Genomic DNA, 26,975 nt, shown 5'->3' on the forward strand with positions numbered 1-26,975 from the left:
AGAACGATAAACGCCCCGATCTCAAAAGACCGGGGCGTTTATCGTTCGCGTCGACAATGCGTCAGTTGTTCAAGGTCAGGACCCAGGTCTTGGTGAGCGTACCGTCCGGAGATGGATCGCCATCATCCACAGCTGTCATGGTGATGGTGAAGGTTGTACCGTTCGGATACGACCCTGCCGGAACCGTCCCGGTGATTACACCGGATGGGGCCATGACGAGTGGAGACGGCAAGCCAACGGCCGACCACGTAACATTGCCCACGAAAGTCTCAGCGCTTGGGGCGGGCTTTGGCAAGGTGGCGCTTGGAATCATTCTCATGGTCTTGTTGGCGTAATTGAAGGCGAATGGCCTACGCACCTGGTAAGACATGGTGAACGGCACCGTCCGCCCAAACTCGTCCTGCGCCGTCGTGGTAACCGTTCTGTCGGTTCCGTACAGGTCCCACCAGCTGATGTTCGCCGGCGTCAGGATGTATGAGCCGGTAGCGGAATCGAATCCGACTGCGACTGCTGTACCGGTGAACGTCAGGTTTCCGATCGAATTCAAGACGACAACGGGGTCACTCGTGAATCCCTTGTTCGAACGCACGAGATAGTAGTTCTTCTGCGCCGGATCGACCTGCAATGGAGCGCTCGGAGCCACGCCCAGCCAGAAGGCCGTGGTCTTGTCGCTTTTCCCGTCGACAGACGTCACGGTCATAACCGCATCGCGGATGATGAAAGCGCTAGTCGGCGTTCCGCTGATTTCTCCAGTCTTTGTGTTGAGCGACAAACCATACTGAGAGAGGTCGTAATTCAGGCTGTAGACGGTGTCTGGATAATTCCACACCGTTCCATCTGGCTTGCTCACGGTCGGTACGAACGGCGATATAGCAACTCCTTCCGTCCCGAGAACAAGCTTCTTGTTGGCGACGTCGGCGATGTCGGGAACCATATTGGTGAAGGAAACGGTTCCGGTCGCCTTCCAGCCATCCCAGCTATCCGTGACGGACGCCGTGAACGACTGTCCCGCGGCGGTCGGCAAGGTCGCGGTAACCGCGCCGGTGTTCGCGTCGATAGACACATAGTCAGGCGCGTTTTGCAACGCGAACGACAGTGTGCCTCTACCTCCACCAACCGTCGGAGTGGCGGATGTCGCAGGCGAGTTCGAAACGAATGTCGTCGTCGAGTATCCCAAGGTCAATGCCGCGACGAAATCCTTGTCGAACGAGAAGGAGGTCGTCCTCGCAAATTCGTCGGTGATATTGGTCGTCAGGGTCGCGGGCTTGTTCACCCACGTGGCGCTCTGACCTGTCGCCGCGTTGCTCCAAACCCCGGTCGTTGTATTCCATGTGGTAGCGGCGGACGGCTTCGAGAACGTCAGGTTTCCGATAGCGTTGTCAACGACGATCGGATCGGTTGCGAAGTCTTTGTTCAGCCGCAACAGATAAGACTTCTTTTGCGTTGAAGCGACCTGCATAGCCGCAGATGGAGCCGCGCCGATCCAAAATGCAGCCGTTTTAGCCGACCCCGTGGCGGACGTCACCGTGATGACGAAATCGCGGATGATGAACGGAGCGGTCGGCGTCCCGGAAATGGTTCCCGTGCTCTTGTTCAACGTCAGGCCGTACTGGGCGAGATCGTAGTTGGTCGTGAATTCGCCGTAGACCCACTTCTTGGTCGTTCCTTTCTCGACGGCAGCAGGAGTCCACGCCGTGATCTGGCTTCCCTGCGTGCCGAGGATCAGCTTGTTGCCCGTCACGTTGGAGATCGCGGGAACGGCGGTCGTCGGGGCGATCGTGAAGGCGAACGCATTCGAGACCTGGCTGTCTGTATAGGTCACCCCGTTGATGTCGAAGGTGTCGACCGCCTTGATCGTCAGGCCTGGATAGGTTCCGACGGAAGCCGTAACGCGATTGACGAGACTGCCCGAAGACATGTCGTAGCCGGTGATCTCTCCCGTGTTCGGGTTCACTGCGAAGCCATCAGGCCAGTTGCCGCTACCCTTTTCATACGTCACCTTGCCGAGGAAGTAGGCGGTGTCGATGGTGCGGTTTAGGGCCGAACCCTGTGTGGCAGCGACGTTGACGGGAACGGTGATCCTGAGATCAGGGATGACCGAAACCTTGACCGGCTTGGAGGTGACGCGGTTCGTCTTGTCGGTAACGTAGACGTCGAAGTTCCTGTCACCGAGCTGATCGAACTGCCCCGTGACGAGGCCGGTCGATCCATCGAGGCTGAGCTGCGTCGCGAGGTCGCCGGTGATGTCATGCGAGTAGAACGTGACCTTGCCGTAGGTGTTGGTCGCGGTCGCCTGCATCTGGAACGGATATCCGGCCTTTGTCGTGATGTCGGAGACCTTCAGGTCGATATCGCCACTTGGCTCCGCTACCTTGAAGACCAGCGCGATGGACGCCTGCGCGCCGACGCTGTCGGTAGCCGATACCGTGACGCCCGGGTAGTCGCCGACCACGTCCGAGATGCCTGAGAACACAACGCCGCCGTCCTTGATCACATAGGTGACGTTCGGGGGCAGGCCGGCGTCGCCTGTGACCTTCCAGTCCTTGGCTGGAATGGTCGTGCCGTAGGCGGCGTTGGAGGCCGTGACGGTCGTATCGGCGTCGCTGACGTTGACGATCATGACGACCGGGTTTTCAGGAACCTTGAGGGCGAACGCCTGGCGGTCGCCGACGACGAACTCGACGGGTGTCGATGACGCAGGGCGGCCGGCCGCATCGACGAGCTTCCAGCTATTGCCGGAGAACGTCCCCTTGGCTGTCGGGTATCCGGTATAGGAAAGCGACAGCGCACCCTTCGCAGGCTGGACACCCGCGGGGAGGTTGGAGGCAACGGCCGTCCATGTGACCGGTCGGCCGTAGGCAGCGTTCTGGACCGACGTCACGATCGACGGCTTGGTCGTGTACTGCGAAAGCGTTTCGGTTTCCGCCGAATTGGAAACGATCATGTCGTCCGCAGGCGAGACGGTGAAGGTGATGTCCTCGGACACTGCGTTGTTGTAGTCCTTCTGCGAAGGAACCGAGCGCACGTAACCTTCTGCGTGGTCGTCGTGTGCGGTCAGGTTCGCCGTGAACACGCCTGTCTTCGACGGGATACCCTTGAGGGTCGCGGCGAACTTGTCGAACACCAGCGCGTCCAGCGGCAGGTAGTCGTCCGTGGAGGTTCCCTTGAGCGCGGTCGGGCTTCCGTTTACCCGATAGCCCGTGACTATTCCGGCCTGATTGACCTCGATCTCGTAGCCGTCCCTGTCAATGGTCCACGCGTATCCGACAAGTGCGTCGTTGACGTCGAATACCTTGTTGACGAGCGTCCCAGGCAGATCGCCCGAAATGCCGTAGGTAATTTTGCCTAGTACGAAGACCGGATCAGGCGAGAAGGCAGCGTCGATGGCACCGCCCTGAGCGGCCGAATATTGCTTGCCGACGACCGAGCGGGCCGCGACGGGTACCGATACCTGCAGCGGCTTGACGACGTTGAACGTGTAGACCAGCGGGTTCGTGAACTTGCGGTCATGTGCGTCTTTGACGTTGACAGCGATCTGGTACGCCCCCGTTATCGCGTCGAAATAGCCGGCGTCGTTGAATGCACCTGTCAGGGATTCGAAACCGGGAGCGACGGTCGATGGGAGGGCTGCGGGGTTCGTCGAATAGATCAGCGGTCGGATTTCGTTGCTGATGTCGATGGCAGGAATCTTGAACGGCTCCTCCAGCCTCAGCTTGATCGTCTTCGGCCTTTCGGAATACTGCGGCGTGCCGTTGAGCGTCGACTTGATCGTCAGCGAGTACGGCTGCACGGCTTTGCGTTGCTCGCTGTCGCTGACATCGACGATCGCCGTCCAAATTCCCAGTTTGTCCAGGGGGCCGGGGATACCCGTGACCTCGCCGTTCAGCGTGCCGATGTCCATCGAGCTTGGGAAGCCGTCCGTGATCAACTGAGCCCTGTTGGTGAACGAATAGGCCAGCGGCGGCACGTTCGACCCCTTGACCGTCGGCAGCGCCGCCGATCGGTGATCGTAGGTGTAGCTGCCGTCCTCGTTGCGCCTCATGTAGTATGTCGCCGTGTCCGGCTTGTACTCCAAGGTCATCGGGACCGGCTTCACGACGTTGATCGTGAACGGTGCCGTGCGCGACACCAGGCGCTCGTTGTTGGCTCCGACCGATACCGCCTTGAGGACGACGTTGGATATAACCGTGTTCTCGGCTGCGTCCGTGCGGCCTGTGATGTTGCCGTTGGTCGCGTTTACAGCCAGGCCATAGGCGGAAATGTCTGTGCCGTTGGCGGTATCGACGCTCCAGGTCGGCGCGTTCCAGAAGCCGTTGACCATCGTTCCGGCGATCTGCGGTGCAACCGTCGCCGCTTGGGAAAGGCGCGGCAGATCGAAGGCGGGCCGGTCGGTTTTCACCGTCGGATAGTCCCTGACCTCGAGAGGCAGGACCATCGTTCCCTGACGCTTCTTGCCGTCTTCGAAGGTAACCGTGATGTCGCCCTTGTACTCCGCTGTCGGAACGCCGTAGATGACGCCGTTCGCGGCGTCGAATTTCAGCCCCGCCGGAGCGGCAGGGTCGATCGAGACGAACTTCAAGGCCGACGCTCCGCCGATGATCGTGTTCTTGACGTCGACGTAGCTGGCGAGGTTGGCGATATTGATGCTCGATACCTGGGTTTCACCGATGGCGAGGTTGCCGTTGACCGATCCCTTCCAGGCTCCTGCTGGAACAGTGGCGGACGGTGGCAGCCAGTCGGTGACATGGACATCGAATTCGTCGGACGTGACCGTCGAGTTTTCGCTGTCGGTCGCGGTGATCGAGAACTTGCCGTAGTCGTTGATCAGGCTGTAGTCGATGTTGGCATCGACCCACATCTCGCCCGTGTCCTTGTCGAAATGAAGCCACGACGGAATGCCGTTGCCGGACACGTCGTTCAGGGTCCATTCGATCTTGAAATTGGCCGCGCCTTCCGGCTGCTCGACCGTGACAGGTTGAACTTTCTGGTCGCCGGGCATCTCGACGGTGAACGAAGGCTCCGTCAGCGTCTTGACCTTGATGTCTTCGCGCGGATCGACAACGACGTTGAAGTCCAGCGTCGTGTCCTTGTCGCCGGAATAGTCCGACATGGTCACGGTGAGCGGTCCGTAAGTGCCTTCCTTCGCGGCCGTCATGCCGTTCAGGTCGCCGTTGCTTGCCAGCGCTATGTCGAGCGGCAGCGCCTGTGCGTTGTTCATGACGAACTTCGGCTGGGCCACAGGATCGTCGACGTCGGGAATTACGGTCGCGATGTCGTAGTCGAAGGTGTGCCATGTCTTCGATTTCGCGAGGCGCTGGATGTGGATAGTCGGGGCGTCGTAAATGTCGAGAGGGCCGTGCGCCGTGATCTTGGCAGCGCCGGTCGCGGTGTTGCCGTCTCCGTTCGTTGAGGAGAACGGGATCACGATGTCTCCCGCCGCCGTCGGAATTCCGCTCACGGTCAAAACATTTTCGTTCCGGGTCGGAGACGGCGTCACCGAGGAGGCGGAAAGTGTCGCCGGGGGAGCCATTGCCGTGTCGAAGTTCGGAATGCCGCCCGTGACCTCCATGCGGCCGGTGTAAGACTTTCCGACGCGGACGTGCATGTCCTGCAACGCCGTCTTGTCCTTGATGGTGAACGCGCCGTTGGTCGAGATGACGTAATAATTGCACTGCGCGCTGAGCTGCTGCCCCGTGGAGGTCGTCTGGTTGACGGTGACGACGACGATACGGGAAGGCTCCGCCGTCTTGGGCGTGCCGATCACTTCACCGGTAGTCGTGTCAAGCTTCAGTCCGTCAGGGAAGACACCGGAGGCGAGCGCATATGAAACGGTGCCGTCAACGGGACCGTAGATGTTCCCGATCTTGCGTTTGTAGGCCTGATCCGTACTGAAATAGAGCGCCGAATACGGCTGCTGGCTCGTGCATTCCGGGGTCGGGTCGCTGGTTCCGAAGGTAAACCAGTTAGATTCTCCGACGGTTCCGTCGGTGTCAGTCGCCTTCCACTTCACTTTCGCCGTCTCGTAGGGGTTCTTCACCTGACCGTAGACGTTGAGCGCCAAAGGCTTGAAGTTCGGCTTAACCGTTCCAGGATACACTTCGCCGTTGTCGAGGACGATCTGGTACAGAACCTTGCTCGGGTCGGAAATCGCATGGTTGATCGGCGTCGGTCCGAAATTGAACGTGTAGCCAGCGGGGCTCGTTTTGGGGCTCGGCAGCGGAACGATGTTGTCGGCGACCGTCGGGAACGTCGGACCGTCTTCGACGATATAGGTTCCCCAGAACGTCACGATCGTCTCGTGCATGTAGTTCTGACCGTAGATGCGATAGTTGTAGTTGCCCTTCGCCGTCGGCGCGCCTTCGAAGTAGGGGCCGCTGTTGGTGACCCCTGGAGGGGGCGGAAGCTGCTTGGACGCGACCCAATAGTCGACCGTCATTCCTGCCGGGATCGCCAGTTCAGCGAGCTTGTATTTGCCCGTGTGGGCGTAGATGTCCGCCTTGACCGGAACGCCCTGGACGACCTCGATGTCGAAAGTCACGCGCGCGGTGGCGACGGTCTGCCCGTTGGCGTCGACACCGACCATGTCGGCCGAAAGGCCGGATGTCGGCTCTGTGGGGGTTCCCTCGAACGTACGGGTGGCCTTGTTGAAGGTGATGCCGGCCGGCAGGGAGAATCCGTCGACGACGCGCCAGTCGTCGTCCTGCCATTCGGGCTTGAGCGGCAGTATTTCCGAGAACGGGAAATCGACCCCACCGATGTAGAAGGCGACGACGTCTTTCGATTGCGGGTCGGGAGTGGTGACGGTCGTAGCCACCTCGTCCTTGTATCTATAGAAGAATTCTCCCGGATTGCCGTTCATGCCGGCTCCCGCGGGGAGCGCTGATCCCACGAGGATGGACAGCGATGTCATCGCGGCAATGGCTCTTCTCAGCATTACAAGGTCCCACGTCTTACACAGATACAGAAATGGTAGACTCCGATATCGAATATGTCCAATCGGCAGAGGCTTTTTTATGCCACCATTAATTGTCTCTCGTAATTTTTCGGTTGTTATTGGTTTCGTATTGGTATGCACGACGCAATCTGCCGCTCCTCTTGTCGCATGCCGTCGAAGCGTGAATTCTGATTTCTCAAGATTGGAGAACGACGTTGAGCGGTTATCTTGCTGATTTCATTACAGGCCGGAGCATCGGGGAGGGCGAGAGGATCGTCGCTTTCGTCATCATTCCAACGGAAGCCGCCTGGAAGGACGGGGGAAAGTCCGCCGCCCACCCCCCGTGCTATCCGCATGACCGGTTCATGCCGCTTTCGTTGCCGCTCGTCGGCGGTATGGACGACGATGGCTTCTTTATCCCCGATCACAATCAGGTGAGCCTCGGCCATCTTTTGTCGACCACGAGGTTCGAGAGCTGGCACGACTTCCGCCGGGCAATGAACCCGCGAGACAATTCGTTCGAGCTGTCGCACCCCGATCCGGAAATGGCGACCCGGTTCAACCTGCGTCGTCAGGTGGTCCCCGGGTTGTCGGTCATGCACCAAAGCACCTTCTGTTGCATCGTGGGACTTTCCGGCATTGAGGAAGACCCCACCGAGGCCGCTGCTCGAGCGGCTTTGATCGCCATGGATGCGTCGGAGCGGGTCGCGAACAGGGAGCTTGACTACATCGCGCTCGCCAAGCTCGGCAAGCCTTATGGCAGAGGTGACTACGAACTCCTCTCCGGGAGAACCGTCCCTGTTCCAATGGTCAGCGGGGTCTTCTCCGAGACAGCGCCGTGGGAGATCAGCCATTACGCGCGGGATGCGATAGGCCGCGCGCACCGCGATTCCCACCTGACGGACGGAACGGCCTTGCGGCAGACGTTCGAGGCGCTCGGCGATTTCCAGAGGTTCTGCATCGGCCTCAGTGTTTTGAACCGATATTTCGAGCCTTCGATCTTTACCCGCCACGACAACCTTTTCGAGGCAGCCGAAGTTCAACTGAACGACATCGAGAACGCCGTTCAGGGTATTTCGTCACGTCGCGCCTATGGACCCGCGTACGTGAACAACGCCGGTGACCAGCTCGCGGCATTGGCGACCAGGTTGCGCGCCACCCTTGATGCCGTGGAATGGGAGATGGCGTCGTATCCTGTGTACGGTGCCTACAAGGAGAGAACTCCGTAAGAAGAAATCAGCGGAGGTCGTCGACGATCGAATTCACGAACGCCTTGCCGCGCGCCGTGAGCTCGATGTCGCGGCGGCGACGGTCGTCGGCGTTTGGGCTGATCGTCAACATAAGGTGTCTGCCCGTGTTGTCCTTGTGCCCCTCTGCCCAGTAGTAAGCGTTCCTAGATGTCGTCCCCGACGGCATGCCGATCAGGTCGGTTAGATCGGAAACGCTGAGAGGCGATCCATCCATCGACGCCTTCGCCGACTCCAGCAGCGTCAGAATCGTCGATACCTGCATCTTCGTGTCGAACTGATTGAAGCGCCGTAGCGCTCTGATAAGTCTCGCTAGGTTGACACTGCCGTCGTCCGCCATGAATCGATCTCTCCACTAACGCAGTGTTTTCTATGCCCGCGCCGTGATGGTGTCAATGCGATCCCTCGATCCTAGAAACCGCCCATGAACGCCAGCTCCACGCGACCGTTGAACGCGCGCCACATCCAGTCGCTGTCTTCACCTTGGACGGTCGTCACATCCAACAGTCGACGCAAGCGCCGCTTCATGCCGCATTGGCGGCGATGGAACTCGACGGTTCGCGGCCCACCGGATTCCGGTTCCCAAAACGGGAACGCCTTGAGGACGAGAAGCGACATCGTCTTCCCGAACTGGCGCTCGATGCCCTTAGTGAGCAGCGGCCAAACATCTGGCGACGGAGTGAGGACGGAAAGGCGGTCGAAGACGACGATGTCGCCGTATTCCAGCGGATGGACTTCATCCGGCCAGTGAGCGGAGACGAACTCGGACATTTCGTGGTCGTCGCGTGAATGGGATTCCGCGGCCGCGATAAAGCTCTCGGCTCCCGGGAATAACTCACCTGTCATCCTCCAGTGGCGGAACCGCGCCGCCGCGATGGACCGTCCGTCCCGGGTGACGAACATCGTGATGGTTCGGAACTTGAACTCTGGGAGGTCGTCGAACGTGGATTTCCGGCACACGAGACCGCACTCTCCGTGCCGGATGGTAAAACTCTTGCGTTTGCAGTCGCGCATCAGGTCGTCGACGATGATGTCGAACGCCCGCCGGCGTGCATGGAACGCCTGCGGGCGGATGTCTTCGTAATCTGTCATCGCGCCGGTCTATCCGAGACAGACGGGATTGGGAAGCGTCTTACTTCTCGGCACCCTTGACGACGAGGTCGGTGATCTGCGACTTGCCCGGCGCACCCCACCAATCGCAGAGCGACAGGTAGGAGAAGTCGCTGACGCTGTCTCCGTAACCGATGACCGGGCGATGCGGCTCGGTTTCGCGCAGGCGCTTGACGAGGAACTCGCTCGCGAGGCGCTTCGAGATGACAGGCGGGATGAGGGCGAGGTTGTTTCCGTTGTGGTGGCGGACCCAGCCGTCCTTTTCGACGATCGGAGCGATCTCCTGAAGACGCGAGCCGTCGCCGTCGTTTTCCTTGAAGACGACATAGGTGGCGAGTTCGCCCTCCATGACCTTCCAGGAGCGGATCGAAACGCCGAGCTTCTCGGCCGCCGAATTGCCTGCCGCCAGCAGCTCGCCGAAGTAGTCGTCGAGCGGACGCAGATGTTCCGACACGATCCCTTCCCATTCGGCGTCGGGCTTGCCGTCCGGATCGAGGATGACCGCGCCGTTGGAGACGATGGCGTAGCTGTTGAAGGGGATGGTCACGCGCGACAGCGCTTCGGAGCTGCGGGCCGTCACCGGAATCGCCTGCGTCGCTTCGAGCAACCACTTCGCGAAGACATCCTGCGTCTTCGTCATGTATGAGTGGCTGCCGTTGGTGGCGACCGAAGCCAGTACCAGCTCGTCTTCAGAAAGGTGCGGCACCTTGCGCTTCGTCTGGAAGAGGGTGTCGTCGAGGTCAACGAGCGAGATAGGCTGCATCAAGCGGTACTCCGTTAAAAACTGGCTGGACAATTATCTGATATCAGTTATTAGTCAACTTATATTTTCTGATATCAGAAATGAAATTGAACCGCAGTCAGACCAAAAGGTGAGCCATGGCATTCGAAGAAGCCGAAATCACAATCAACGGCGTGAAGCTCGACGACCGTCAGTCCATGGCGTTGCGGGTGGCGGTCACGAATTTCCACGCCGACAATGCCGATCCGGACCGCCTCGGGAAGGACGACCACGGCCGGTCGATGACGAAACACTACCGCGACCGGTGCGCCGACATCCTTTCGATGATCTTCAAGGAAAAGGTCGGCTGATGGACGACAACGTGAAACGAGGTCGCCCCAAACGAAACTTCGATCATATTCCCGGCAGGTTCCCCGACGGGACCATCGAAAGGATCGACGAGGTCAGGAAAGAAGGCGAAACCCGCACCGCCTTCCTGCAGGTGGCCGTGGATAGGGAGATCGCGAGGCGGTCGCCCTCCGGTCGTTCAGCCGAAACACTCGACGCGCCAGACGAAGGGTGAGTTCGCCCGGACCAGATCGGAAATCGGCAAGGGCTGTCCCTTGTCGCACCGTCTGTAATCGATGTTCGCGGCGTCGAGCATCGGCAGCACGAGAGCCGACCTGATCGCGAAGTTGACGTTCTGGGCGTCCCTCAGCATGGCCGTCACCACCCCGATCAAATTGCCGCAGTCGTCGAACACCGGGCCGCCGCTTGAACCCGGCTGGATCGGAGTAGTGATCTGCATGAGACGGGTGTCGTTGCCCAGGCCAAGTAGGTTTGAAACCGATCCGCTAGTGAACTGCGCGCCACTTCCAAGAAGGCCTGCCAGCGGATAACCGATCGCGTATGCCACCTCGCCAAGATGGATGCCCGCATCCCTGAAGGTGATCCTCGACGGTCCGAAGGAATTGCCGAGCCGCAGAAGCGCGAGATCGTTCGTGTTGTCGACGATGACCGTTTCGGCACGGGTCTTTCCGGAGAAGCTGGAGACCACGATTTCATCCGCATTGTCCACGACATGGGCGTTCGTGATCAGGAAGCGGTCCGCGATCATGCATCCGGAACCGGTCCAGTCGGCGTGTCCGCCTCGACCCGGGCGGGCCGGCGCTGGCCGACCTTCAGGCGGCTGCGTGGGAGGCGTGTGCCGGGCTGGCTCCTCGCGTCTGCGATCGACGACGTTCACGCCGAGACGGCGGCCGAGTTCACCGATGCCGTCGAAGACACCGTCCTTCTTCGCGCGCACCTTCCATTGGCCGCTGCGCCTGTAGAGTTCGGCAAAGACGATGCTCGGCACCGTCAGGTCTTCCGGCAGGAGGCGGATGTTGTTTTCGTCCACGTCCACCGAAACGTCGAGAAGCGGCTTCAGCGTGGTGGATGTTGCGCTCGCGTAGAGGACGAGAGCCACCGTCTGCACGGAGTCGCCGAACCGGGAAAGCTTCAGCGAGAACTCGGTCTGACTGCGTTCGTTCGCGATGTATGCCGGCGTCGCGTCCTGTAGCGGAAGCCATGGATCGGCTCCGAAAGGAAGCGGCAGGACGGCGACCGCGAAAGTCACCGCCCCGCCGTTGTTGGCGTGGACGCGCACCGCGACCTCGTCGCCACGGATCAGCGCGTTGGCTCCTGCAACGAGGTCGTATGCCATCAGGCGGCCCACCCGTTCAGCGCGGCCGTCGCGCGCGGCAGGGCGTAGGTGGCGTCCGATCTACGGATGACCACGGGTGTCGCAATCGATGTGTCGCCGACCCGTTCGCCGAGAAGCATGCGGGCGCAGGCGAGCGGCAGATTAACCCCTGCGGCCGCCGAATAGCCGACTCCGCCGCTGGGGCGTGTATTGACCTCGAGAAGTACCGGGTTGCCTGCGGCGTCCGCCTTTGTCTGCACGTTGACAAGGCCGTCGAGCTTGAGTTCGGCGACGACGGCACGGGCGACTTCCACCTCGCGTCCGCCCGTGAAAACGTTCTGGCGGTCGCTCGACTTCTGGCGAACGGCGTGGGCTACGAGCGTGCCGCCGTCGCAGACGCAGTCGACGCTGCTTTCGATGCCGGGCAGATACTGCATGACGATCATCGTCCCCGGATTCTCGGCCTTGGCGTAGGCTTCCATGTAGACCTCGGGGTCGACCTGGTTGGCGTCGATCGTCGAGAACAGGGAGAAGGGATTGAGACCCGGAACGAAATGCCAGAAGCCGCGTCCGTAGACACCGACCGACGGCTTGACGCAGACTTCGGTACCCGTCGCCGCGATATCGGCGATGGCGGACCTCAGCTCGTCCAGCGTATCTGCGGCGATGGTTTCGGTGACCGGAATGCCGGCCGCCTTCATCGCGACGGTGAAGCGGTCCTTGTGATCGCAAAGGTCGATGGTGTCTTCATCGAGCGCGCCGGCGGCGAGGCGCACGCCCCGGACCGCGAAGTTTTCGCGCACGGCGAGAAGCTTTTTGCGGTTGCGCATCGCCACCATGCCGCCGATCCGTTTGGCGGTGGCCGTATTAAGGGCCCATTCAGCATAGTCGAAGTCAGTCGCCGACGACGAAGACGGCTCAACGAAATATTCATCGGCGGTCATGAAGATGTCCTCGCGATCGGAGCCGTGCGAGGAGATGACCTTGATATTGCCATTCGACCCCCGACGGACGAGCTCCGCGATATCTCGTTGCGAGGCATGCATTTGATTGAGCCAGATAGCGGATTGAGTCACTTCGTGTGTCCTTTTGGTTCGAGCTTCAGCGCGGCTTCTTCCGGGTTGACGGCCTCCCCGATGCTGAACACCATGTATCCAGGTGCCCAGAAAACCGCCGTGGTTCCCCGCGCCGTATTCATGGCGCGCGAGGTAACCGTCTTCAAAGAGGTCATCGCCTTCGGAATTCCGAAGCCTGCCTCGGTGGCGAGGATCGCCTCGAACCACCGCTCTCCGGTTGATGTCGAGATGATGTCGCACTTGAAATTACGGGCTGCCGACCGGAACGCTTCGGACAGGACCTCGATCTCATCAGCAAGGATAGGAGCGACGTCCGAGGCAATTGCGTAGACGACCTGGAGCTTGATTGTATAAGGGTTTCTTTTCACAGCCATAATCGAGTTTCTGACACACCCCCACCAAGTTGGCAAGCAAATAAGTTGGCAAGGCGCTTGACAACGGATTTTCTCCACCTATGTTTGTTTGGCAACACGCAGTCAACACAATTTTGTCGTGCACACCGCCGACGCCAAAGAGGAAGCAGCATCCATGAGCATTTCGCTCGCTAAGAACCAGACCGTTTCCCTCGCCAAAGAGGCCCCGTCGCTGACAACGCTCCACATCGGCCTCGGCTGGGACCCGGTCAAGAAGAAGACCGGCCTGCTGGGTGGCATCTTTGGTGGCGGCGGTTCGGACAGCATCGACCTCGACGCATCCGTCATCGTTGCAGACGCCAACAAGAAGGTCATCGACGAAGTCTGGTTCAACAACCTGAAGTCCAAGGACGGTTCGATCAAGCATTCCGGCGACAATCTCACGGGGGACGGCGACGGCGACGACGAATATATCCGTGTCGATCTGACGCGCCTGACCAAGGAAGCGGCCCACATCATCGTCACGGTCAACTCCTTCCGGGGCCAGACCTTCAACGAAGTAGACAACGCCTTCTGCCGTCTTGTCGACGAGAAGACCGGCAAGGAAATCTGCAAGTACGAGCTCCGCGAAAAGGGTTCGAACACCGGTTTCGTCATGGCTGCCATCAGTCGTGACGGCAACGGCTGGACGGTCAAGGCTCTCGGCGCTCCGACCAACGGTCGCACCGTCAGGGACCTCGCAGCGCCCGCGCTCAGCCTCATTTGAGGCTGGCAGGGTCTGGAATTCTTTGACGAGGGGCTGAGGGACATATGACGGCTTTGACGATGGGCGGCAACGCGCCGCTCCCAGGTGAAGACTTCGAGGTTTCGGTCAGGTGGAAGCTGAAAAGCCACTCGATCGGTGAGATCGACGTCTCCGCGTTCGTTCTGACGGCGTCCGGCAAGGTCGCCAGCGACGACGACATGATCTTCTATGGTCAGCCAGCCGACAAGTCCGGTGCCGTTCGGGTGACGGAGACCAACCGTCAGGCGGCCGATGGCACGGCCGAGGCGTGCTTCGCTTTCGACCTGCGCCGACTTCCGGCGTCGTCCGAGAGGATCGCGATCACCGGCACCATCGACAAGGCCGCGGAAAAGCGCGTGTCCTTCAAGGACGTCGCCACGCTTGTCGTCTCGATCATTCGCTCCGGAGTGGCGGCGCTGACCTTCGAAGTCCCGGTTTCGGGAATGTCGGAAGCCGCCCTCATTCTCGGCGAACTCTACAACCGCAACGGCCAGTGGAAGTTCCGCGCGGTCGGGCAGGGGTATAACGGCGGCCTCAAGCCGCTGGCCGAGGGCTTCGGCGTTCGCATCGACGATCCGGCACCTTCCCCCGCACCGGCACCGGCACCCTCAGCGCCACCGCGCCCGGCAACGCCTGCCGCACCGCCTGTTCCTCCGGCAACCCCACCCGTCAGCCTTTCCAAGGTGACGCTGACGAAGACGCAGCCCAAGATCAGTCTCGCCAAGAAGGGGTCCTCCTTCGGCGAGATCAAGATCAACCTCAACTGGAACAAGGGCAAGAAGGGCGGCTGGTTCGCTGGTGGATCGAAAGACATCGATCTCGACCTCGGTTGCCTGTACGAGCTGAAGAACGGCCAGAAAAGCGCCGTGCAGGCACTCGGCAACGCGTTCGGCGACCTGGACCGCGAACCGTTCATCAAGCTGATGGCGGACGACCGGACCGGCGCGAGCGCCGACGGAGAGTGGTTGCGGATCAACGGTTCGCGCTGGAACGACATCCAGCGCATCATCATCTACACCTTCATCTACGAGGGTGTGGCAAACTGGACGCAGACGGACGGTGTCGTCACGGTCTACGTTCCTGATAATCCGCCGATCGAGATCAAACTCGATGAAGGTGCGAGCAGCATGAAAAACTGCGGGATTGTCCTGCTCGAGAACATCGGCGGGGAAATCAGCGTGCGCCGCGAGGTCAAGTACTTCAAAAGCACGCAGGAACTGGACAAGCATTATTCCTGGGGTCTTCGTTGGGTCGCGGGAAGCAAGTAAGTAAAAGGATCAGGTAAAATGGCACTCGAATGGCTTAAGACGAACTTCGCCGCCGCCAAGAAGGCAGCGCTCGACGAAGTCGGCAAATTCAAGAACGCGAAGTTCCACGAGGGCGTCATCGCGGCATGCGCGAAGATGGCCTACGCGGACGGGATCGTTGATCCCAAGGAAAAGATCAAGATGATGGGCTTCATCCAGAGCTCCGACGTTCTCTCCGTCTTCAAGATGGACGACAATATCGCCCTCTGGAAGAAGTGGGCGGCCAAGTACGAAAACGACAAGGACTTCGCCGACATGGAAGCCCTCCAGGTCATCGGCAAGAACAAGGCAGACGCCGGCGCGTCCCGCACACTGGTGCGCGTGGCCATTCTCGTCGCGAACGCCGATCAGAACTTCGACGCAAGCGAGATCAAGGCGGCGACCGAGATCGCCCGTGAACTCGGCCTCGACCCGGCGGAATTCAATCTCGCCTGAAGCGCGCCCGGTCAGGGCGATGGTGTCGCCTCCGCTGGGGCGGCGGCACCCGACACCGAACGTAAAACCAAGACAAAAGGATCAGGCAAAGCCATGGTAAGTCTCTCTAAAGGCCAGAACGTATCGCTCTCCAAGGAAGACCCGAGCCTCAAGAAGGTTCTGGTCGGTCTGGGTTGGGACCCACGCGGGACCGACGGCGCTGAATTCGACCTCGACGCGTCGGTGTTCCTTCTGGCTTCGACCGGCAAGGTCCGCGGCGACAAGGACTTCATCTTCTACAACAACCTCGCCTCGGCTGACGGTTCCATCCAGCACACCGGCGACAACCGCTCTGGACAGGGCGATGGCGACGACGAAGCCATCAAGATCAACCTTCCGCTCGTGCCGGCCGACGTCGAAAAGATGGTCTTCGTGGTCACGATCCACGAAGCGCAGGCCCGTCGCCAGAACTTCGGCCAGGTCGGCGGTGCGTTCATCCGCATCGTGAACGACGAAACCGGTCGCGAAGTCGCCCGGTTTGACCTGTCGGAAGACGCTTCCACCGAAGTTGCCATGCTGTTCGGCGAACTCTACCGCCACAACGGCGAATGGAAGTTCAAGGCGGTCGGCCAGGGCTACGCCGGCGGTCTCGGCGCGGTCTGCGCACAGTACGGCATCAGCGCCTCCTAAGGCGCTGATCACCCTCCACCAGTTACGACACCCTCAAAGTCAAAGGAAACACACCCATGCCAGTATCTCTCTCCAAGGGCGGTAACGTCTCTCTCACCAAGGAAGCACCGGGCCTCAAGAACCTCCTCGTCGGCCTCGGCTGGAAGCCGCGCACGACCGACGGCGCTGCCTTCGACCTCGACGTTTCCGTCTTCATCGTCGACGAGAACGGCAAGGTCCGCAACGACACCGACTTCGTCTTCTACAACAACAAGCTCGGCGACAACGGCGCAGTCGAACACACCGGCGACAACCGCACCGGCGAAGGCGACGGCGATGACGAAGCCGTCAAGATCGACCTGTCGAAGGTTTCTGCCGACGTCAAGCGTCTGATCTTCGCCGTCACCATCCACGAAGCAGCTACGAAGGGCCAGAACTTCGGCCAGGTCGGCGACGCCTACATCCGCACCGTCAACACGGAAGGCAATGCCGAGATCGCCCGCTTCGACCTGTCGGAAGACGCTTCCGTCTCGACGGCGATGATCTTCGGCGAAGTCTACCGCGGCTCGACCCCGGACGACTGGAAGCTTAAGGCTGTCGGCCAGGGCTACGAAGGCGGCCTCGCCAAGCTCGCAGCCGATTTCGGCGTCAACCTCGCCTGATCCGCGTTGACGTTGAGAAGGAACGGGGGCCACGCGCCCCCGTTCCGCTATCCGGACTTCAAGCATAGACAACGGAAAACCTATGGCCAGATACTCCCGCGGGTCCTTGATGGACATTCTCGTTCACTCCGCCGTTGCGGGTGCCGGTTTAAGCTTCGGTCGCGATGTCTACCGCAAGACACGCGACAACTTCCTGTTTATCGTGGTGGCCGTGGTGACCCTCGCGGGTACCGCTTACGGCTGCTGGAACATGTCGCGCGGACATGATCGTGGGCCAATCGCGACCTTCTTTATCACCGTGCTGGCAAACCTGTTCCTGATCGTCCTCAGCTTCGGCCTTTTCATGTTCGCCGCAACCGTAGTCGCGGCCGGCTTGTCCGAAAAAAACAGCCAGACGCCCCCGCTCACTCCGATCCTAGTCGGCCTTGGTCTCCAGCTCATTTTCGCGGTCGGAGGCTTGGTCTACGGACTGAAGCAGCGCCCAAAGAGAAAATTCGCTTTCCTCGTCGACAAGGAGAACGAAGCCTTTCTTGATCGAAACGGGTTCCGTGACGTTGGGGGCAACGAGGATGTCATGCTCGATCCGTCAGGAAACGAACTCGTCCTCGAAGACTTCCGCCTCGACGCCGTCGTGTTCAAGGTGAAGGGGAGACGCGGGGTGCGGGCAAAAATCCTGCTAGACAACGACGGCCGCATGACGTCCTACGTTCCCGCCTGAGTAATCAGGGCTTCGGCTGCGTCCAAGGCGCTCCGAGCGCAAGGGATATCGGACGGTCACGGTAACGTTCGCATACAAGCCTGGCTGCATCGGCCAGGCTCTGGCCTTCCGAGTAGGCGCGAACGAGATGATCGACCGGACTGCCCATCGCGTTCCACGTGTCCACGGCCATTTCCAGATGCTGTGCGAAGTCGTTTCCCTCGCCTAAAAGCTCGTTCCACCGAACGGCATCCTCGGCCACGTCGTCGATATCCTGCCGCTCCCTTGCCTCCCATCGCCTCACATCGTTCAACGACTGCGCCGTCCATATGGAGACGGCCGATGTCGTTCTGCGTGCTGCCAGACCGAGACTGTCGAACGCCAGCAAATCCGGCCGATGGCATTCGAACGTCTCTCCGTCTGGTAGGACACCCGGTTTGAACTCGAATGGCAAAGCGTCAAGTTCCTCGACGCCGAAATATTGCCAGCCTATGTGATGATCAACGTAGTCGGGCAGGAACCCGACGTGGTAGACGCTACCGTCTGCTCTCACCTTCACGCATGGCGGCCGTGTCTCGTACCACGGCTCTCCGTCGATCATCACCAGTTTCGCGAGTTGCGCATCGTGCGTCCGCTCGGCGAGTTCGAGGTCGTCCTCGTTCGCCGTGTCGAGTTTTTCCATCAGGGCATCGAAGTCGAGCGAATTTCTTGTGTTCGCCCACCGCGTTTCTTCGAGAAAAATGTCGTTGTCGTTCCTGACCAGCTCCGTTCCGCCCTTCGGCCAATCGCCTGGCGCACCTCTTCGACGAAGCAATGCCTGCCGATGATAGTGGAACTCGATCGGAAGCCGCACGGGAGACGGGATATACAGGTCTGGGCGGGTGATTTCGGTCGCAGGCATCACCGAAATCGGACCGGCAGGTAGGACGGAGAAAGCCGCCCCGAACCTGGCCATGACCGTCTCGGCTGTCGCGTTCCCTGTTACCAGAGGACGATACAACCGCTCATTTACCGTAATCAGCTGATGATCGCCGTTGCGTTCGCGCATCCGGAATGCGACTTCGGCCTCGCTTCTCGATAGTTCGGGGACGGCGATGTTCAGACGCTTCGAGCAGTACACGTGGCGCTCGCGCGGGCTGCGTTTGGTCACCGCGCGGAATCGGATCGGCAGTCGGATATCGAGGCGCATGGTCTTCTCCTTGTCCGACATTTGCGCATCCGTTACGGCATGGAACAAAGCGACAGATGTCAGCCATCAAGTCGTGTCTTCGTTTGACAGCGCGCCAAAACGGAAATATATGAAGACCCCAACTCGAAGGAGCCTTCTGATGGAAGATCGAAACGAACTTGATGTCAGGGCGCAGATCATCACCTTCACGGATGATACGACCGTACGGGTTCTTCTTTCCCATTGCGTCGGCCGGATCGCGCTTCGCGACTACGACCGCGACACGCGGGTCGACTTCAGGCGGGACCGCCGGAAGATCATGCACATCACCGACTGGCTGACGGCCGAGGTCATTCGGTCCGCGCCTTGGCTGGCGCGCAAGGACGACAACGGCGTACCGAAGAAACTCCTCAAATTCGGTTCAATCGACGCGATCTTCGACGAGGCGAACAAGGCGATGGAACAGGCGGCGGCGAGGGTCGCGCACACGCAACTCACGGAGAAAGACGTTCAGGTCGTCGCCGAACTCGACAACGGCTACAAGATCGTCAGGCTGCTGACGCCGGCCGCGCTGGACGAAGAGTCCCGCATGATGCGCCATTGCATCGGCAACGGTGCCTACGACGCGATGCTCGCCGATGACGATAACGGCTACTTCTCGCTGCGCGATCCCAAAGGCGGCAGTCATGTCACCCTCGAGATCGAGGAGATGAAGAAATACCGGTCGATCACCCAGCTCCAGGGAAAGGGCAACACACTGCCTGTACGTCGCTACCTCGACATGCTGAAGGCGTTTATCAAGGAGATTGACGCCGAGCTTGGAGGAACGCCCGGCGAAATGGGCTTCATCATCGACGACGACGGCGGTGTCCACCTTCTAAGCGAGCTCCCCGAAGGCATCACCGTCACCAGGGATACCGATCTCGTAAGCGAGTTCGCTGTCGTCCTCCCTCCGAACATGACGATCAACGGCAAGCTCGAACTCGGCCACGAGGGCCTGACGGAGCTTCCGCCGGGGCTGACCGTTACCGAGAGCCTCGACATCTCCAACACCGCGATCCGCGAGCTTCCCGCCGACCTGGATGTGTGGGGGGACATTATCGCCGACGGCGCTCCGCTTGAGGTGGTTCCGGATCACCTGAAAAAGAAGGTGAAGACCGATTACTGGCCGAAAACCACTGTCCTTCGCCCGTCGATCTGAGATAAACGCCGGAAGGAGTTTCGCCATGAAGCCGATGAGCGCCGAAGACCTCCAGGCGGCCCGCCGGACTGCGGCCGACCGTTTCTATGCGGTTGGCATGTCCTACCTGCCGGAGGGCTGGACGTCCGAGTTCAGGAAGAGCCTGACCGGAATGTGCTGTCCGACGAAGAAACATCTCTGCGGCCCCCGACCTGTCACGCGAAAGAGCCTTTACATCTGGCTGCACGAATGCGCACACGCCCACTTGCATGCCGAGAAGCGCAAGAAGCGCCACGTCGAGGAGATGGAGGCGGAGCAGTGGGCGCACGAGAAGATGCGCGAGCACGATATCGCGGTTCCTCGGTCCATGACCGCCAGAGCGAAGGCCTATGTCGCCCGTAAGATCGAGCAAGCCGAAATGCGCGGGGCGAAGTCGATCGATCCGAATGCCCTTCGCTTCGCGAAAAAGCCGTCGTGACGGCCTTCGAAGGCACCGACATTCACCTTTCGTGAACCTCGTTCACGTTTCGCCACGCCTTATTGAGCGTCAACCCCAAATAGCAGTTGCGAGCGCCGATCTCCCGGAGTATGCGATATCGCGAAAGCAAGACCCGAAGGAGCCACGATGCGCATCAAGTCCGTTCTTCTCTCCGCCGCCCTCGGAACCGTCGTTTTCGCCTCCCAGTCATTCGGCGCGACCGCGCGCGTGGTTGACGGCGACACGCTCGAGATCGCAGGGGTGAGATACCGGCTTCACGGTATCGACGCGCCGGAAGCCGGCCAGACCTGCGAAAGGAAGGGCGGCGGCAAGTGGGCTTGCGGCGCGGCAGCCATCGCCGAAATGGAAGACCTCGTGGCTAACGGCGTCACCTGCGACGACCGCGGCGGCAACGACGATTACGGCCGCACCATCGGCGTCTGCGTGGCGACCGACGGCACCGTCGTCAACGCGCGGATGGTCGAAACGGGCAACGCCTGGGCCTACGTGAAATACTCGAAGGACTACGCGCCGCTCGAACAGGCGGCACGCGAAGCGCAGATCGGTGTCTGGCAGGCCAAGACCGAAGAGCCGTGGGTCTACCGCTCCCACAAGTGGGATGTCGCCAAGCAGGACGCGCCCTCCGGATGCCCGATCAAGGGCAATATCTCCAAGCAGGGCAACATCTACCACACGCCTTGGTCTCCGTGGTACGCCAAGACCAGCATCAACCTCAAGCACGGCGAACGCTGGTTCTGCTCGGAGGACGAGGCCATCGAAGCGGGATGGCGCGCGCCGGTCTGGGGTAAGTAGGAGAGGCGCATGGCACGCAAGAAGGAGTGGAAGGAAACCTTCCCGAAAATGGATGTGTCGTCGGCCAGCGACAGCGAACTCCTGGACGAGTTCGTCCGCGTTTGCAATTCGGACGACTGGACGACATCATCCGCGCAAAGCACCGTCTACGAGGCGTACACCGCCGAACTCAAGGTCGAAATCCTGAAGCGCATGGCCAGCTGAACACAGGCGAGGAGATCACGGTGAAGTCCGGGAACCGGTTCACGATGGTCGACGGCCGCGGCGAACGCCACGAGGTCCACCTGCAGCGTTTCATGGGCGGCTACGCCGTGCGGGTCGACGACGACCTGCTCTACGACGGCGAGGTCTATGAGACCCGCGAACGGGCATTCGGCGCGATCAGGCTTGCATGGGGCAACGACATCCGGCTGGAACCGATCTGAACGCACGCCATTATTCCATCCGTCGAAGTGACGCAGACGTGTTATCAAGGATGTTCCCAATGGACGCAGGTGACGACGCTGGCGGACGAAATCCGATACACGATGACGGACGGCCGAGACGAGCGTCACCACGTTCGCGTTCAACGGTTCGTCGGGGGCCACGTCGTCCGAGTGGACGGTGTCCTTCTCCACAACGGCAGGCTATACGGCACGCATGACATGGCGCTCGGCGCACTCAAGGAAGCTTGGGGCAAGGACATCCGGCTGAAATCCGTCTAGGCCATCCTGGTCCTAAATCTGTTTGAACGAAAACGGGCGGGTGTGTTGGACCCGCCCGTTTTCGTTCAATGACTGGGCCGAATCTTCAGATCGCTTCGAACACAGCGTCGTCGGCACGCCGTTCGTCGGCTTCCCGCCGTGCTTTCGCCACTTCGGCCGCGAACATCTCGTCCATGGCGTCCTGTTTGCGTTTGTCGGGGACACGGCGGGCGTCGAGGAGGGCTTCGACCTTGGTCTTGCCGCCGCCCGCGAAGATGCCGTACTGGCCGTACATCCGCGTTTCGGCGTTCAGGTTGCACGTCCAGTCGTCACCGTGCGGACCGCTGAAGGTCGGGGTCAGGTGTGGATAATCGCTCTTGAGACGTTCGATCTCGACTGCCAGCTTCACCTCTTCGCTTGCGGGCGCGGACGGGAAGTCGCCGACGATCGCATAGGTTCCGCCCATGTTCGCGGCGATCCTGCGGCCGTGGTCGATACCTTCGCCGTTCTTGAACTCGGCTGTCCAGTTCTGGAAGAACCTGCCGTTGGAATCCCAAACGACGATGACCGGCTGCGTCTTCGCGACGGCTACCTGTTCCGCGCCAGGTGCGGCGGGAAGCTCGGTCCAAAGGTATGGATCGTCCTTGTATGATCCGTTCGGCCCCCACGTAAACCAACCATCGTCATAGAGCATGGCCTCGTGGGGTTCAGGGAAGCGCTTCGAGATCACGATCAGATGCTTGTTGCGCGGCGCGCTGGCGATATCCTTCCAGTCGGACAGCGGGGCGAAACGGAGCTTCGTTTCCAGCGGCCCGATGCCGTCGACCATGGCCTGCACGAGCTCGATACGCTCCTGGAGCTGCGCCAGATATTCAGGCGTGTTCGGACTGCCATCCCAGTTGATGGACGCCGCCATTTTCGACAGCTGCAAGGCCGCGTCGGCGAACTCGGAGAGGGTCGCGGGAACGATCGGAGCGCCGATCTCGGCCTGGCTGTTGATGCCTGGTTCTTTCTTCATGGAGTCTCCCTCAATCGAGTGCGCGAGGCGGCACCGTGCCGACCAGATCGGATGAATTTTCAGACGCCGACGGGACGGTCCCGTAGATGCTGGCGCGCGACAGGATGCGCTGCGCCCACGAACGGTGCGTGGCCGGCTCGCACATCGAACCGCCGAACTTGAAGACCGCCTCGGCATCGACGTCGAGGATTTTCTTCGCGGCTTCGAGGTCGACTTCCTGCACCCTGAATGCGTTCTGCACGATATCGATCTGGCTCGGATGGATGATCGTCTTGCCGACAAAGCCCGAGTTCACGTCTCTCGTCACCTCCTTGAGGAGGGTCTCCTTGTCGTCGATGATTTCGAACACCGGAGCCGTCAGGTCGAATCCCTTCGACTTCATGACGCTCATGAGCATGGAAATCGCGTAGAAAAGGGGGCCGTCGTAAAGGGTAAGGTTGCCGACGCGGCGCAGGCCGAGGCATGACATCAGGTCGTTGCCGCCAACGCGCAGCGCCAGAACGCGATCCGGCGCGTTGCCCAGGAACTCGTCACGCAGCGCCGTCATGGCTCCGACGTCGAAAGCCTCGGCCGTTTCGAGCGTCGGCATGATGTACAGGTCGGTGTCGCGGACGGCACTCACCCAATGTTCGTGGTCTCCAGGCCGCACCTTCGGAGCGACGAAGCCGTCGATGTTGTGGATTCCCGTCATCTGCGCGATTCGTTTTGCCATCTCGATGTTGCGCGGCCGCACGAACACCAGCGGGAAATGCTTGTCTTCGGCTTCCGCCTTGATCTGGCCGATCCTGATCAGGGTCTTCTCGAGGGTTTCGAGACCTTCGCTGACCCGCGTCTCGAGAAGCGCGTCCTCGAGGCAGAGAACCATGGAGCGGAGTTTCGGCAGCTTGGTGCCCGCGATGTATGCCATGGCGTCCTTCTGGACGACGGGCATGTAGAGGGTCGCGCCGAGTTCGTAAGGCGATTTGTTCTTGAGCATCAGGAGACCTTCTGGATAAGGGTGACTGCGCTGTACGGAGCGATCATCTCGGGGGCGACGACATAGGGAACGCCGCGGTCTTCGATCAGGTGCATCAGGGCCGCCAGTTCCGGGTCGTTCGGAGAGGAAACGTAGACCTTCTCCGGCATGCGGCGCAGGATCGCGCGGGTGGCCTCGGCGATGCCGGGCTTCACGCGGTTGATGTTGGCGACGACGTTTTCCTCCACCACCCATGCCACCGCGGCATCGGCTGCCTCGCGGTGGCGGCGACGGGCCTCCTCGTTCCATACGCTCGGGATTTCGGTGGCGAGCGCCGGCTGGGTGTATTTCCAGACCTCGTCCACGAACGAGCGAGAGATGTCATGGTCGGCGAGGTGGTCCCACTGGACGCAGGCATGATAGTCTCCCGGACCGACGACGTCCTTGTTCAGGATGGAGCGGCTGATCAGACCCGATACGGTGCATCCGAGGATGCCAGACGGGATCAGCCAGTCATCGCCGGAGGCTGCGATCGAGGCACGGCCGCACGGATCGGCGAGGACGACGAATTTCGGAGCTTCGTCCGAGTATGCCTTGAAGCTGGCTTCCAGCTGTCCGGTGATCGCGCCCTTGCCCGTCCAACCGTCCACGAAGACGATGCCTTCGACGGGACGGGTGGCGAGGATTTCGCGCATTGCCTCGTCGTCGATGCCCTTGTCGCGGATGATCGAGACACCGAAATGTTCTACGTCACGGCCGAGAGCCTTGATCGCGCGGTTGAGGACGACGCCGAGCGGAACGCCGGCGCGCACGAGGCTGACCAACGTGATCGGACCTTCGACGGAAGCGGCGATGGCGTGGGCAAGGCGGGCGGACTCGACGCCCATGCGTTCGGCTCCCGTTTCCATTGCCTTGGCAAACAGTTCCATGTACTCGGCCGTCGGAGCCTTTTCCATGGAGATCATTTCGGAATAGTGGCGGAGGCCGGACTGGATCGCTTCTTCCTTGGCGGCGACGTCGGTCGTCTGCATTTCCACCTTCTTGAGGAGGAAAGTGACATCTTCTGGCGCGTAGGAACCGAGTGCGGTCGAAGCCTTGTGGTTCATGCTGTCCATGCATTCTCTCCTCAGTTGGCGAAAGCGGAGCTGATCTGGCTTCCGCGAGGGATGGAAAGGAAATCGCACTGCGTCATGAAGCCGAGATCGGAAAGGCTGTCGCCCATTCCGATGACGGGCCGATGACGAGCGCCCTCTATGCGGCCGAGCAGATGCTCGACGGCGCGGCGTTTCGATACGGGTGGCGGCGTGAACGCGAGCGTGTTGCCGTTAAGGTGCGTGTGCCAGCCCCGATTTTCAACACCGTCACGGATGACGATCAGGGCGCTCGCGTCGCCTTTGCTGCCGTCCTTGGCGTGGAACAACGCGCTGATGGACATGCCGTTTTCGCTGGTGATCCGCGACTCGACTTCATGACCCCACGCGGAGCAGAAATTGGCGATCGTCTCGACGATCTGCGCGAACTGCTCCTGGTATGGAGCCATTTCTGCCGCCATCACGCTGGCCCACTCTTGGTCGTGGTGTCCGGCGCGGTCGAGAATGACGGCTCCGTTGGCCACGATACGGTGTTCCGACGCCCCGAAATCGATATCGATGTCGGAAAAGTCCACGATGCCGCGCGCGGTGACCGGAACGAGTTCCGTCGTCTGCGCGAGCCAGCGCAGCATGTTCTGCTGCTTGACCGTCATGCAGGTGTTGTGGAGCATCGCCTTCGAGATCGAAACCACGCCATCGCGGTCGCTGTTTTCGACCTGGCGGAGGCTCTGGCAGATCGTGTCGTCGAGGTCGGTGAAGACGATGGGTCGAAAATCCTGCCCGCTCATACGCCCTCCTCGCGGTCCACCACCACGACCGGCTGGCCGAGCGCGGAAATCAGGTCGCCGCAGATATGCTCTATACCCGTCTCCGAGCAGAGGATGATCTTGCCGTAGCGCGCCGGATCGACGTTATAGAGGTAGTTCGGGACCGTGCCGCCGTAGTTGTCGGAGAACGAGAATTTCGATCCGATGGCGTGGCCTTCCGAGATGGGGGAGCGTGTGACGGACGAATAGAACACTTCCGCGCCGCCCTGTTCGAGCTTCTCGGCGAGCAGGAACGGCTGCCAGACGTGTTCGCCCGTCCCGAGGACAAGGGTCACGCCGCTATCGGCTGCCTTTGCGTGAAGATGCTGTCCGTGATCGACGACGCCGAGGCGCGCCCAGTCGCGGTCGACCTGCGGGAACACTTCCTCGCGGGCGGGGCGGTCGAAGGTCGGTACCTGCGGAGCCGCCGCGACACCCTCGCGCGGCGTCCAGCTGTAACGCCCAGACAGGATCGACGCTTCGGTGACATTGCCTGCCATCTTCGCGGCGGCAGCGCCGTCGGACCAGTCGGTGAGGGTCACGAGGACGGTGTCGGTGATGTTTGAGCGTATCGTCTCCGGAAGGGCGGCGAAGAGGTTGGAGAATGTCTTGCCGGTCGAGGCCTCGTCGTCGACGAGGACCAGCGAGCGGGCGTTGGCGACGAGATCGCGGATGCGCAGGTCGGTCGGCTCGTGGACGAGATGGCGCGTCGCATGGCTGTGTTCTTCCTCGAACACGCAAAGCAGAGGGGTCCCGAGCGGGTAGCGTGTCGTGCAGAGGTAGACGGCGTCGTCGCGGCCCGTGTCGGTCACGTATTGCTGGTGTACCCCCGCGCCGAGGCCGATTGCCGTTTCGGCCATACCGATGAAGAGGACCGGACCCGGAAGGTCTGCCGCGATCTGCGAAGCGAGAACCTGGAAGGTCTTGCGCATGGTCGACGGGCGGACGGGTATATGACGGCCGAGTACCTTGGAGACGAACAGGAAGGAGCGCTTGGGGTTGATGCGTTCCGCGAAACCGAACATTTCGGAGGCGGGCATCAGGCTGCGCTCGACTTCGACCGTGATGGTTCCGCGCTGAAGTTCTGCTGAGAGTATTTCGGCGGCACGTGCGGTCATGAAAGGC

28 protein-coding genes are annotated in these 26,975 nt (G+C 60.9%); 15 read left to right on the plus strand and 13 right to left on the minus strand.

Translation table 11 applies throughout. From position 1 onward, the window contains the following. Nucleotides 1-61: 61 nt before the first annotated feature. Nucleotides 62-6,934 (minus strand): putative Ig domain-containing protein, encoded by a 6,873-nt coding sequence (locus tag FHT76_RS08650; protein ID WP_259185424.1) that lies wholly within the window; start codon nt 6,932-6,934, stop codon nt 62-64. Between the two features lie 215 nt (nt 6,935-7,149). Between FHT76_RS08650 and FHT76_RS08655 the strand changes: the two genes are divergently transcribed. After that, nucleotides 7,150-8,163, plus strand: coding sequence for a hypothetical protein (locus tag FHT76_RS08655; protein WP_259185425.1), 1,014 nt, complete (start codon nt 7,150-7,152; stop codon nt 8,161-8,163). A 7-nt stretch (nt 8,164-8,170) separates the two neighbouring features. On the opposite strand, the gene FHT76_RS08660 is transcribed toward FHT76_RS08655, so the two are convergent. From FHT76_RS08660 to FHT76_RS08670, 3 genes are all read right to left on the minus strand, one after another. Continuing rightward, nucleotides 8,171-8,521 carry a hypothetical protein gene (locus FHT76_RS08660; protein ID WP_259185426.1) on the minus strand — a complete coding sequence of 117 codons (351 nt, stop codon included), beginning with the start codon at nt 8,519-8,521 and terminating at the stop codon, nt 8,171-8,173. Nucleotides 8,522-8,592: 71 nt separating this feature from the next. Beyond that, nucleotides 8,593-9,273, minus strand: coding sequence for a hypothetical protein (locus FHT76_RS08665; RefSeq protein WP_259185427.1), 681 nt, complete (start codon nt 9,271-9,273; stop codon nt 8,593-8,595). Nucleotides 9,274-9,313: 40 nt separating this feature from the next. Next, a complete protein-coding gene (locus FHT76_RS08670) occupies nt 9,314-10,054 on the minus strand; it encodes a hypothetical protein (protein WP_259185428.1) in 741 nt (246 codons plus the stop codon). Between the two features lie 116 nt (nt 10,055-10,170). On the opposite strand from FHT76_RS08670, the gene FHT76_RS08675 reads away from it, so the two are divergent. Then, nucleotides 10,171-10,383, plus strand: a complete 213-nt coding sequence (locus FHT76_RS08675) for a hypothetical protein (RefSeq protein WP_259185429.1) — start codon at nt 10,171-10,173, stop codon at nt 10,381-10,383. Further along, on the plus strand, nt 10,383-10,595 hold the full coding sequence (locus FHT76_RS08680) for a YlcI/YnfO family protein (RefSeq protein WP_259185430.1): 213 nt from the start codon (nt 10,383-10,385) through the stop codon (nt 10,593-10,595). Before FHT76_RS08675 ends, FHT76_RS08680 begins: the two co-directional genes overlap by 1 nt. Here the strand turns inward: FHT76_RS08680 and FHT76_RS08685 are convergent. The 3 genes from FHT76_RS08685 to FHT76_RS08695 are packed head-to-tail and all read right to left on the minus strand — an operon-like array spanning nt 10,560 to nt 13,146. Then, nucleotides 10,560-11,717, minus strand: coding sequence for a trypsin-like peptidase domain-containing protein (locus FHT76_RS08685; protein ID WP_259185432.1), 1,158 nt, complete (start codon nt 11,715-11,717; stop codon nt 10,560-10,562). The two genes, FHT76_RS08680 and FHT76_RS08685, sit on opposite strands and share 36 nt — an antisense overlap. After that, nucleotides 11,717-12,772, minus strand: coding sequence for an ATP-grasp domain-containing protein (locus FHT76_RS08690; protein ID WP_259185433.1), 1,056 nt, complete (start codon nt 12,770-12,772; stop codon nt 11,717-11,719). The genes FHT76_RS08685 and FHT76_RS08690 overlap by 1 nt, the downstream gene beginning before the upstream one ends. Continuing rightward, the gene (locus FHT76_RS08695; protein WP_259185434.1) at nt 12,769-13,146 is read right to left on the minus strand and encodes a transposase; all 378 of its coding nucleotides are present in this window, start codon (nt 13,144-13,146) and stop codon (nt 12,769-12,771) included. The genes FHT76_RS08690 and FHT76_RS08695 overlap by 4 nt, the downstream gene beginning before the upstream one ends. Nucleotides 13,147-13,300: 154 nt before the next feature. On the opposite strand from FHT76_RS08695, the gene FHT76_RS08700 reads away from it, so the two are divergent. The 6 genes from FHT76_RS08700 to FHT76_RS08725 all read left to right on the plus strand — a co-directional run bounded on the left by FHT76_RS08700 (nt 13,301) and on the right by FHT76_RS08725 (nt 17,679). After that, a complete protein-coding gene (locus tag FHT76_RS08700) occupies nt 13,301-13,891 on the plus strand; it encodes a TerD family protein (RefSeq protein WP_259185435.1) in 591 nt (196 codons plus the stop codon). Nucleotides 13,892-13,935: 44 nt separating this feature from the next. Next, complete coding sequence (locus FHT76_RS08705) at nt 13,936-15,177, plus strand: TerD domain-containing protein (protein WP_259185436.1); 1,242 nt, start codon at nt 13,936-13,938, stop codon at nt 15,175-15,177. Between the two features lie 18 nt (nt 15,178-15,195). After that, nucleotides 15,196-15,651: a tellurite resistance TerB family protein gene (locus FHT76_RS08710; RefSeq protein ID WP_259185437.1), complete on the plus strand. Its 456-nt coding sequence runs from the start codon at nt 15,196-15,198 to the stop codon at nt 15,649-15,651. 93 nt (nt 15,652-15,744) lie between these two features. Further along, the gene (locus FHT76_RS08715) at nt 15,745-16,320 is read left to right on the plus strand and encodes a TerD family protein (protein WP_259185438.1); all 576 of its coding nucleotides are present in this window, start codon (nt 15,745-15,747) and stop codon (nt 16,318-16,320) included. Nucleotides 16,321-16,376: 56 nt separating this feature from the next. Beyond that, nucleotides 16,377-16,961 (plus strand): TerD family protein, encoded by a 585-nt coding sequence (locus tag FHT76_RS08720; RefSeq protein WP_259185439.1) that lies wholly within the window; start codon nt 16,377-16,379, stop codon nt 16,959-16,961. Between the two features lie 82 nt (nt 16,962-17,043). Next, complete coding sequence (locus tag FHT76_RS08725) at nt 17,044-17,679, plus strand: hypothetical protein (RefSeq protein WP_259185440.1); 636 nt, start codon at nt 17,044-17,046, stop codon at nt 17,677-17,679. A 4-nt stretch (nt 17,680-17,683) separates the two neighbouring features. On the opposite strand, the gene FHT76_RS08730 is transcribed toward FHT76_RS08725, so the two are convergent. After that, nucleotides 17,684-18,868 carry a hypothetical protein gene (locus tag FHT76_RS08730; protein WP_259185442.1) on the minus strand — a complete coding sequence of 395 codons (1,185 nt, stop codon included), beginning with the start codon at nt 18,866-18,868 and terminating at the stop codon, nt 17,684-17,686. A gap of 118 nt (nt 18,869-18,986) precedes the next feature. On the opposite strand from FHT76_RS08730, the gene FHT76_RS08735 reads away from it, so the two are divergent. The 6 genes from FHT76_RS08735 (at nt 18,987) to FHT76_RS08760 (ending at nt 22,001) form a co-directional block, all read left to right on the plus strand. Next, the gene (locus FHT76_RS08735) at nt 18,987-20,027 is read left to right on the plus strand and encodes a PcfJ domain-containing protein (RefSeq protein WP_259185443.1); all 1,041 of its coding nucleotides are present in this window, start codon (nt 18,987-18,989) and stop codon (nt 20,025-20,027) included. Between the two features lie 25 nt (nt 20,028-20,052). Further along, on the plus strand, nt 20,053-20,484 hold the full coding sequence (locus FHT76_RS08740) for a hypothetical protein (RefSeq protein ID WP_259185444.1): 432 nt from the start codon (nt 20,053-20,055) through the stop codon (nt 20,482-20,484). Between the two features lie 147 nt (nt 20,485-20,631). After that, nucleotides 20,632-21,297: a thermonuclease family protein gene (locus FHT76_RS08745; RefSeq protein ID WP_259185445.1), complete on the plus strand. Its 666-nt coding sequence runs from the start codon at nt 20,632-20,634 to the stop codon at nt 21,295-21,297. A gap of 9 nt (nt 21,298-21,306) precedes the next feature. Then, nucleotides 21,307-21,501: a hypothetical protein gene (locus tag FHT76_RS08750; protein ID WP_259185446.1), complete on the plus strand. Its 195-nt coding sequence runs from the start codon at nt 21,307-21,309 to the stop codon at nt 21,499-21,501. 20 nt (nt 21,502-21,521) lie between these two features. Next, the gene (locus tag FHT76_RS08755; RefSeq protein ID WP_259185447.1) at nt 21,522-21,722 is read left to right on the plus strand and encodes a hypothetical protein; all 201 of its coding nucleotides are present in this window, start codon (nt 21,522-21,524) and stop codon (nt 21,720-21,722) included. Between the two features lie 69 nt (nt 21,723-21,791). Then, nucleotides 21,792-22,001 (plus strand): hypothetical protein, encoded by a 210-nt coding sequence (locus FHT76_RS08760; RefSeq protein ID WP_259185448.1) that lies wholly within the window; start codon nt 21,792-21,794, stop codon nt 21,999-22,001. An 85-nt stretch (nt 22,002-22,086) separates the two neighbouring features. Here the strand turns inward: FHT76_RS08760 and FHT76_RS08765 are convergent, their stop codons facing one another. The 5 genes from FHT76_RS08765 to FHT76_RS08785 are packed head-to-tail and all read right to left on the minus strand — an operon-like array spanning nt 22,087 to nt 26,968. Continuing rightward, a complete protein-coding gene (locus FHT76_RS08765) occupies nt 22,087-22,998 on the minus strand; it encodes a hypothetical protein (protein ID WP_259185449.1) in 912 nt (303 codons plus the stop codon). Nucleotides 22,999-23,008: 10 nt separating this feature from the next. After that, nucleotides 23,009-23,974: an HpcH/HpaI aldolase/citrate lyase family protein gene (locus FHT76_RS08770; RefSeq protein WP_259185450.1), complete on the minus strand. Its 966-nt coding sequence runs from the start codon at nt 23,972-23,974 to the stop codon at nt 23,009-23,011. Next, nucleotides 23,974-25,068, minus strand: a complete 1,095-nt coding sequence (locus FHT76_RS08775) for a cysteine protease StiP family protein (RefSeq protein WP_259185451.1) — start codon at nt 25,066-25,068, stop codon at nt 23,974-23,976. The genes FHT76_RS08770 and FHT76_RS08775 overlap by 1 nt, the downstream gene beginning before the upstream one ends. A gap of 11 nt (nt 25,069-25,079) precedes the next feature. Next, nucleotides 25,080-25,832 (minus strand): hypothetical protein, encoded by a 753-nt coding sequence (locus FHT76_RS08780; RefSeq protein ID WP_259185452.1) that lies wholly within the window; start codon nt 25,830-25,832, stop codon nt 25,080-25,082. Further along, entirely contained in the window at nt 25,829-26,968 is a 1,140-nt protein-coding gene (locus tag FHT76_RS08785) for a phosphoribosyltransferase domain-containing protein (RefSeq protein WP_259185453.1), read from the minus strand. Before FHT76_RS08785 ends, FHT76_RS08780 begins: the two co-directional genes overlap by 4 nt. Nucleotides 26,969-26,975 lie beyond the last annotated feature (7 nt).

This window comes from Rhizobium sp. BK176 (genome assembly GCF_024808055.1).

What these genes read in the sequence shown, in the direction of transcription:
- FHT76_RS08705 (WP_259185436.1), top strand. Translation starts at nt 13,936, where the DNA reads ATGACGGCTTTGACGATGGGCGGCAACGCGCCGCTCCCAGGTGAAGAC.
- FHT76_RS08725 (WP_259185440.1), top strand. Translation starts at nt 17,044, where the DNA reads ATGGCCAGATACTCCCGCGGGTCCTTGATGGACATTCTCGTTCACTCC.
- FHT76_RS08730 (WP_259185442.1), bottom strand. Translation starts at nt 18,868, where the DNA reads ATGTCGGACAAGGAGAAGACCATGCGCCTCGATATCCGACTGCCGATC.
- FHT76_RS08735 (WP_259185443.1), top strand. Translation starts at nt 18,987, where the DNA reads ATGGAAGATCGAAACGAACTTGATGTCAGGGCGCAGATCATCACCTTC.
- FHT76_RS08750 (WP_259185446.1), top strand. Translation starts at nt 21,307, where the DNA reads ATGGCACGCAAGAAGGAGTGGAAGGAAACCTTCCCGAAAATGGATGTG.
- FHT76_RS08715 (WP_259185438.1), top strand. Translation starts at nt 15,745, where the DNA reads ATGGTAAGTCTCTCTAAAGGCCAGAACGTATCGCTCTCCAAGGAAGAC.
- FHT76_RS08720 (WP_259185439.1), top strand. Translation starts at nt 16,377, where the DNA reads ATGCCAGTATCTCTCTCCAAGGGCGGTAACGTCTCTCTCACCAAGGAA.
- FHT76_RS08740 (WP_259185444.1), top strand. Translation starts at nt 20,053, where the DNA reads ATGAAGCCGATGAGCGCCGAAGACCTCCAGGCGGCCCGCCGGACTGCG.
- FHT76_RS08780 (WP_259185452.1), bottom strand. Translation starts at nt 25,832, where the DNA reads ATGAGCGGGCAGGATTTTCGACCCATCGTCTTCACCGACCTCGACGAC.
- FHT76_RS08660 (WP_259185426.1), bottom strand. Translation starts at nt 8,521, where the DNA reads ATGGCGGACGACGGCAGTGTCAACCTAGCGAGACTTATCAGAGCGCTA.
- FHT76_RS08685 (WP_259185432.1), bottom strand. Translation starts at nt 11,717, where the DNA reads ATGGCATACGACCTCGTTGCAGGAGCCAACGCGCTGATCCGTGGCGAC.
- FHT76_RS08770 (WP_259185450.1), bottom strand. Translation starts at nt 23,974, where the DNA reads ATGCTCAAGAACAAATCGCCTTACGAACTCGGCGCGACCCTCTACATG.
- FHT76_RS08745 (WP_259185445.1), top strand. Translation starts at nt 20,632, where the DNA reads ATGCGCATCAAGTCCGTTCTTCTCTCCGCCGCCCTCGGAACCGTCGTT.
- FHT76_RS08665 (WP_259185427.1), bottom strand. Translation starts at nt 9,273, where the DNA reads ATGACAGATTACGAAGACATCCGCCCGCAGGCGTTCCATGCACGCCGG.
- FHT76_RS08675 (WP_259185429.1), top strand. Translation starts at nt 10,171, where the DNA reads ATGGCATTCGAAGAAGCCGAAATCACAATCAACGGCGTGAAGCTCGAC.
- FHT76_RS08700 (WP_259185435.1), top strand. Translation starts at nt 13,301, where the DNA reads ATGAGCATTTCGCTCGCTAAGAACCAGACCGTTTCCCTCGCCAAAGAG.
- FHT76_RS08650 (WP_259185424.1), bottom strand. Translation starts at nt 6,934, where the DNA reads ATGCTGAGAAGAGCCATTGCCGCGATGACATCGCTGTCCATCCTCGTG.
- FHT76_RS08670 (WP_259185428.1), bottom strand. Translation starts at nt 10,054, where the DNA reads ATGCAGCCTATCTCGCTCGTTGACCTCGACGACACCCTCTTCCAGACG.
- FHT76_RS08775 (WP_259185451.1), bottom strand. Translation starts at nt 25,068, where the DNA reads ATGGACAGCATGAACCACAAGGCTTCGACCGCACTCGGTTCCTACGCG.
- FHT76_RS08765 (WP_259185449.1), bottom strand. Translation starts at nt 22,998, where the DNA reads ATGAAGAAAGAACCAGGCATCAACAGCCAGGCCGAGATCGGCGCTCCG.
- FHT76_RS08785 (WP_259185453.1), bottom strand. Translation starts at nt 26,968, where the DNA reads ATGACCGCACGTGCCGCCGAAATACTCTCAGCAGAACTTCAGCGCGGA.
- FHT76_RS08695 (WP_259185434.1), bottom strand. Translation starts at nt 13,146, where the DNA reads ATGGCTGTGAAAAGAAACCCTTATACAATCAAGCTCCAGGTCGTCTAC.
- FHT76_RS08710 (WP_259185437.1), top strand. Translation starts at nt 15,196, where the DNA reads ATGGCACTCGAATGGCTTAAGACGAACTTCGCCGCCGCCAAGAAGGCA.
- FHT76_RS08680 (WP_259185430.1), top strand. Translation starts at nt 10,383, where the DNA reads ATGGACGACAACGTGAAACGAGGTCGCCCCAAACGAAACTTCGATCAT.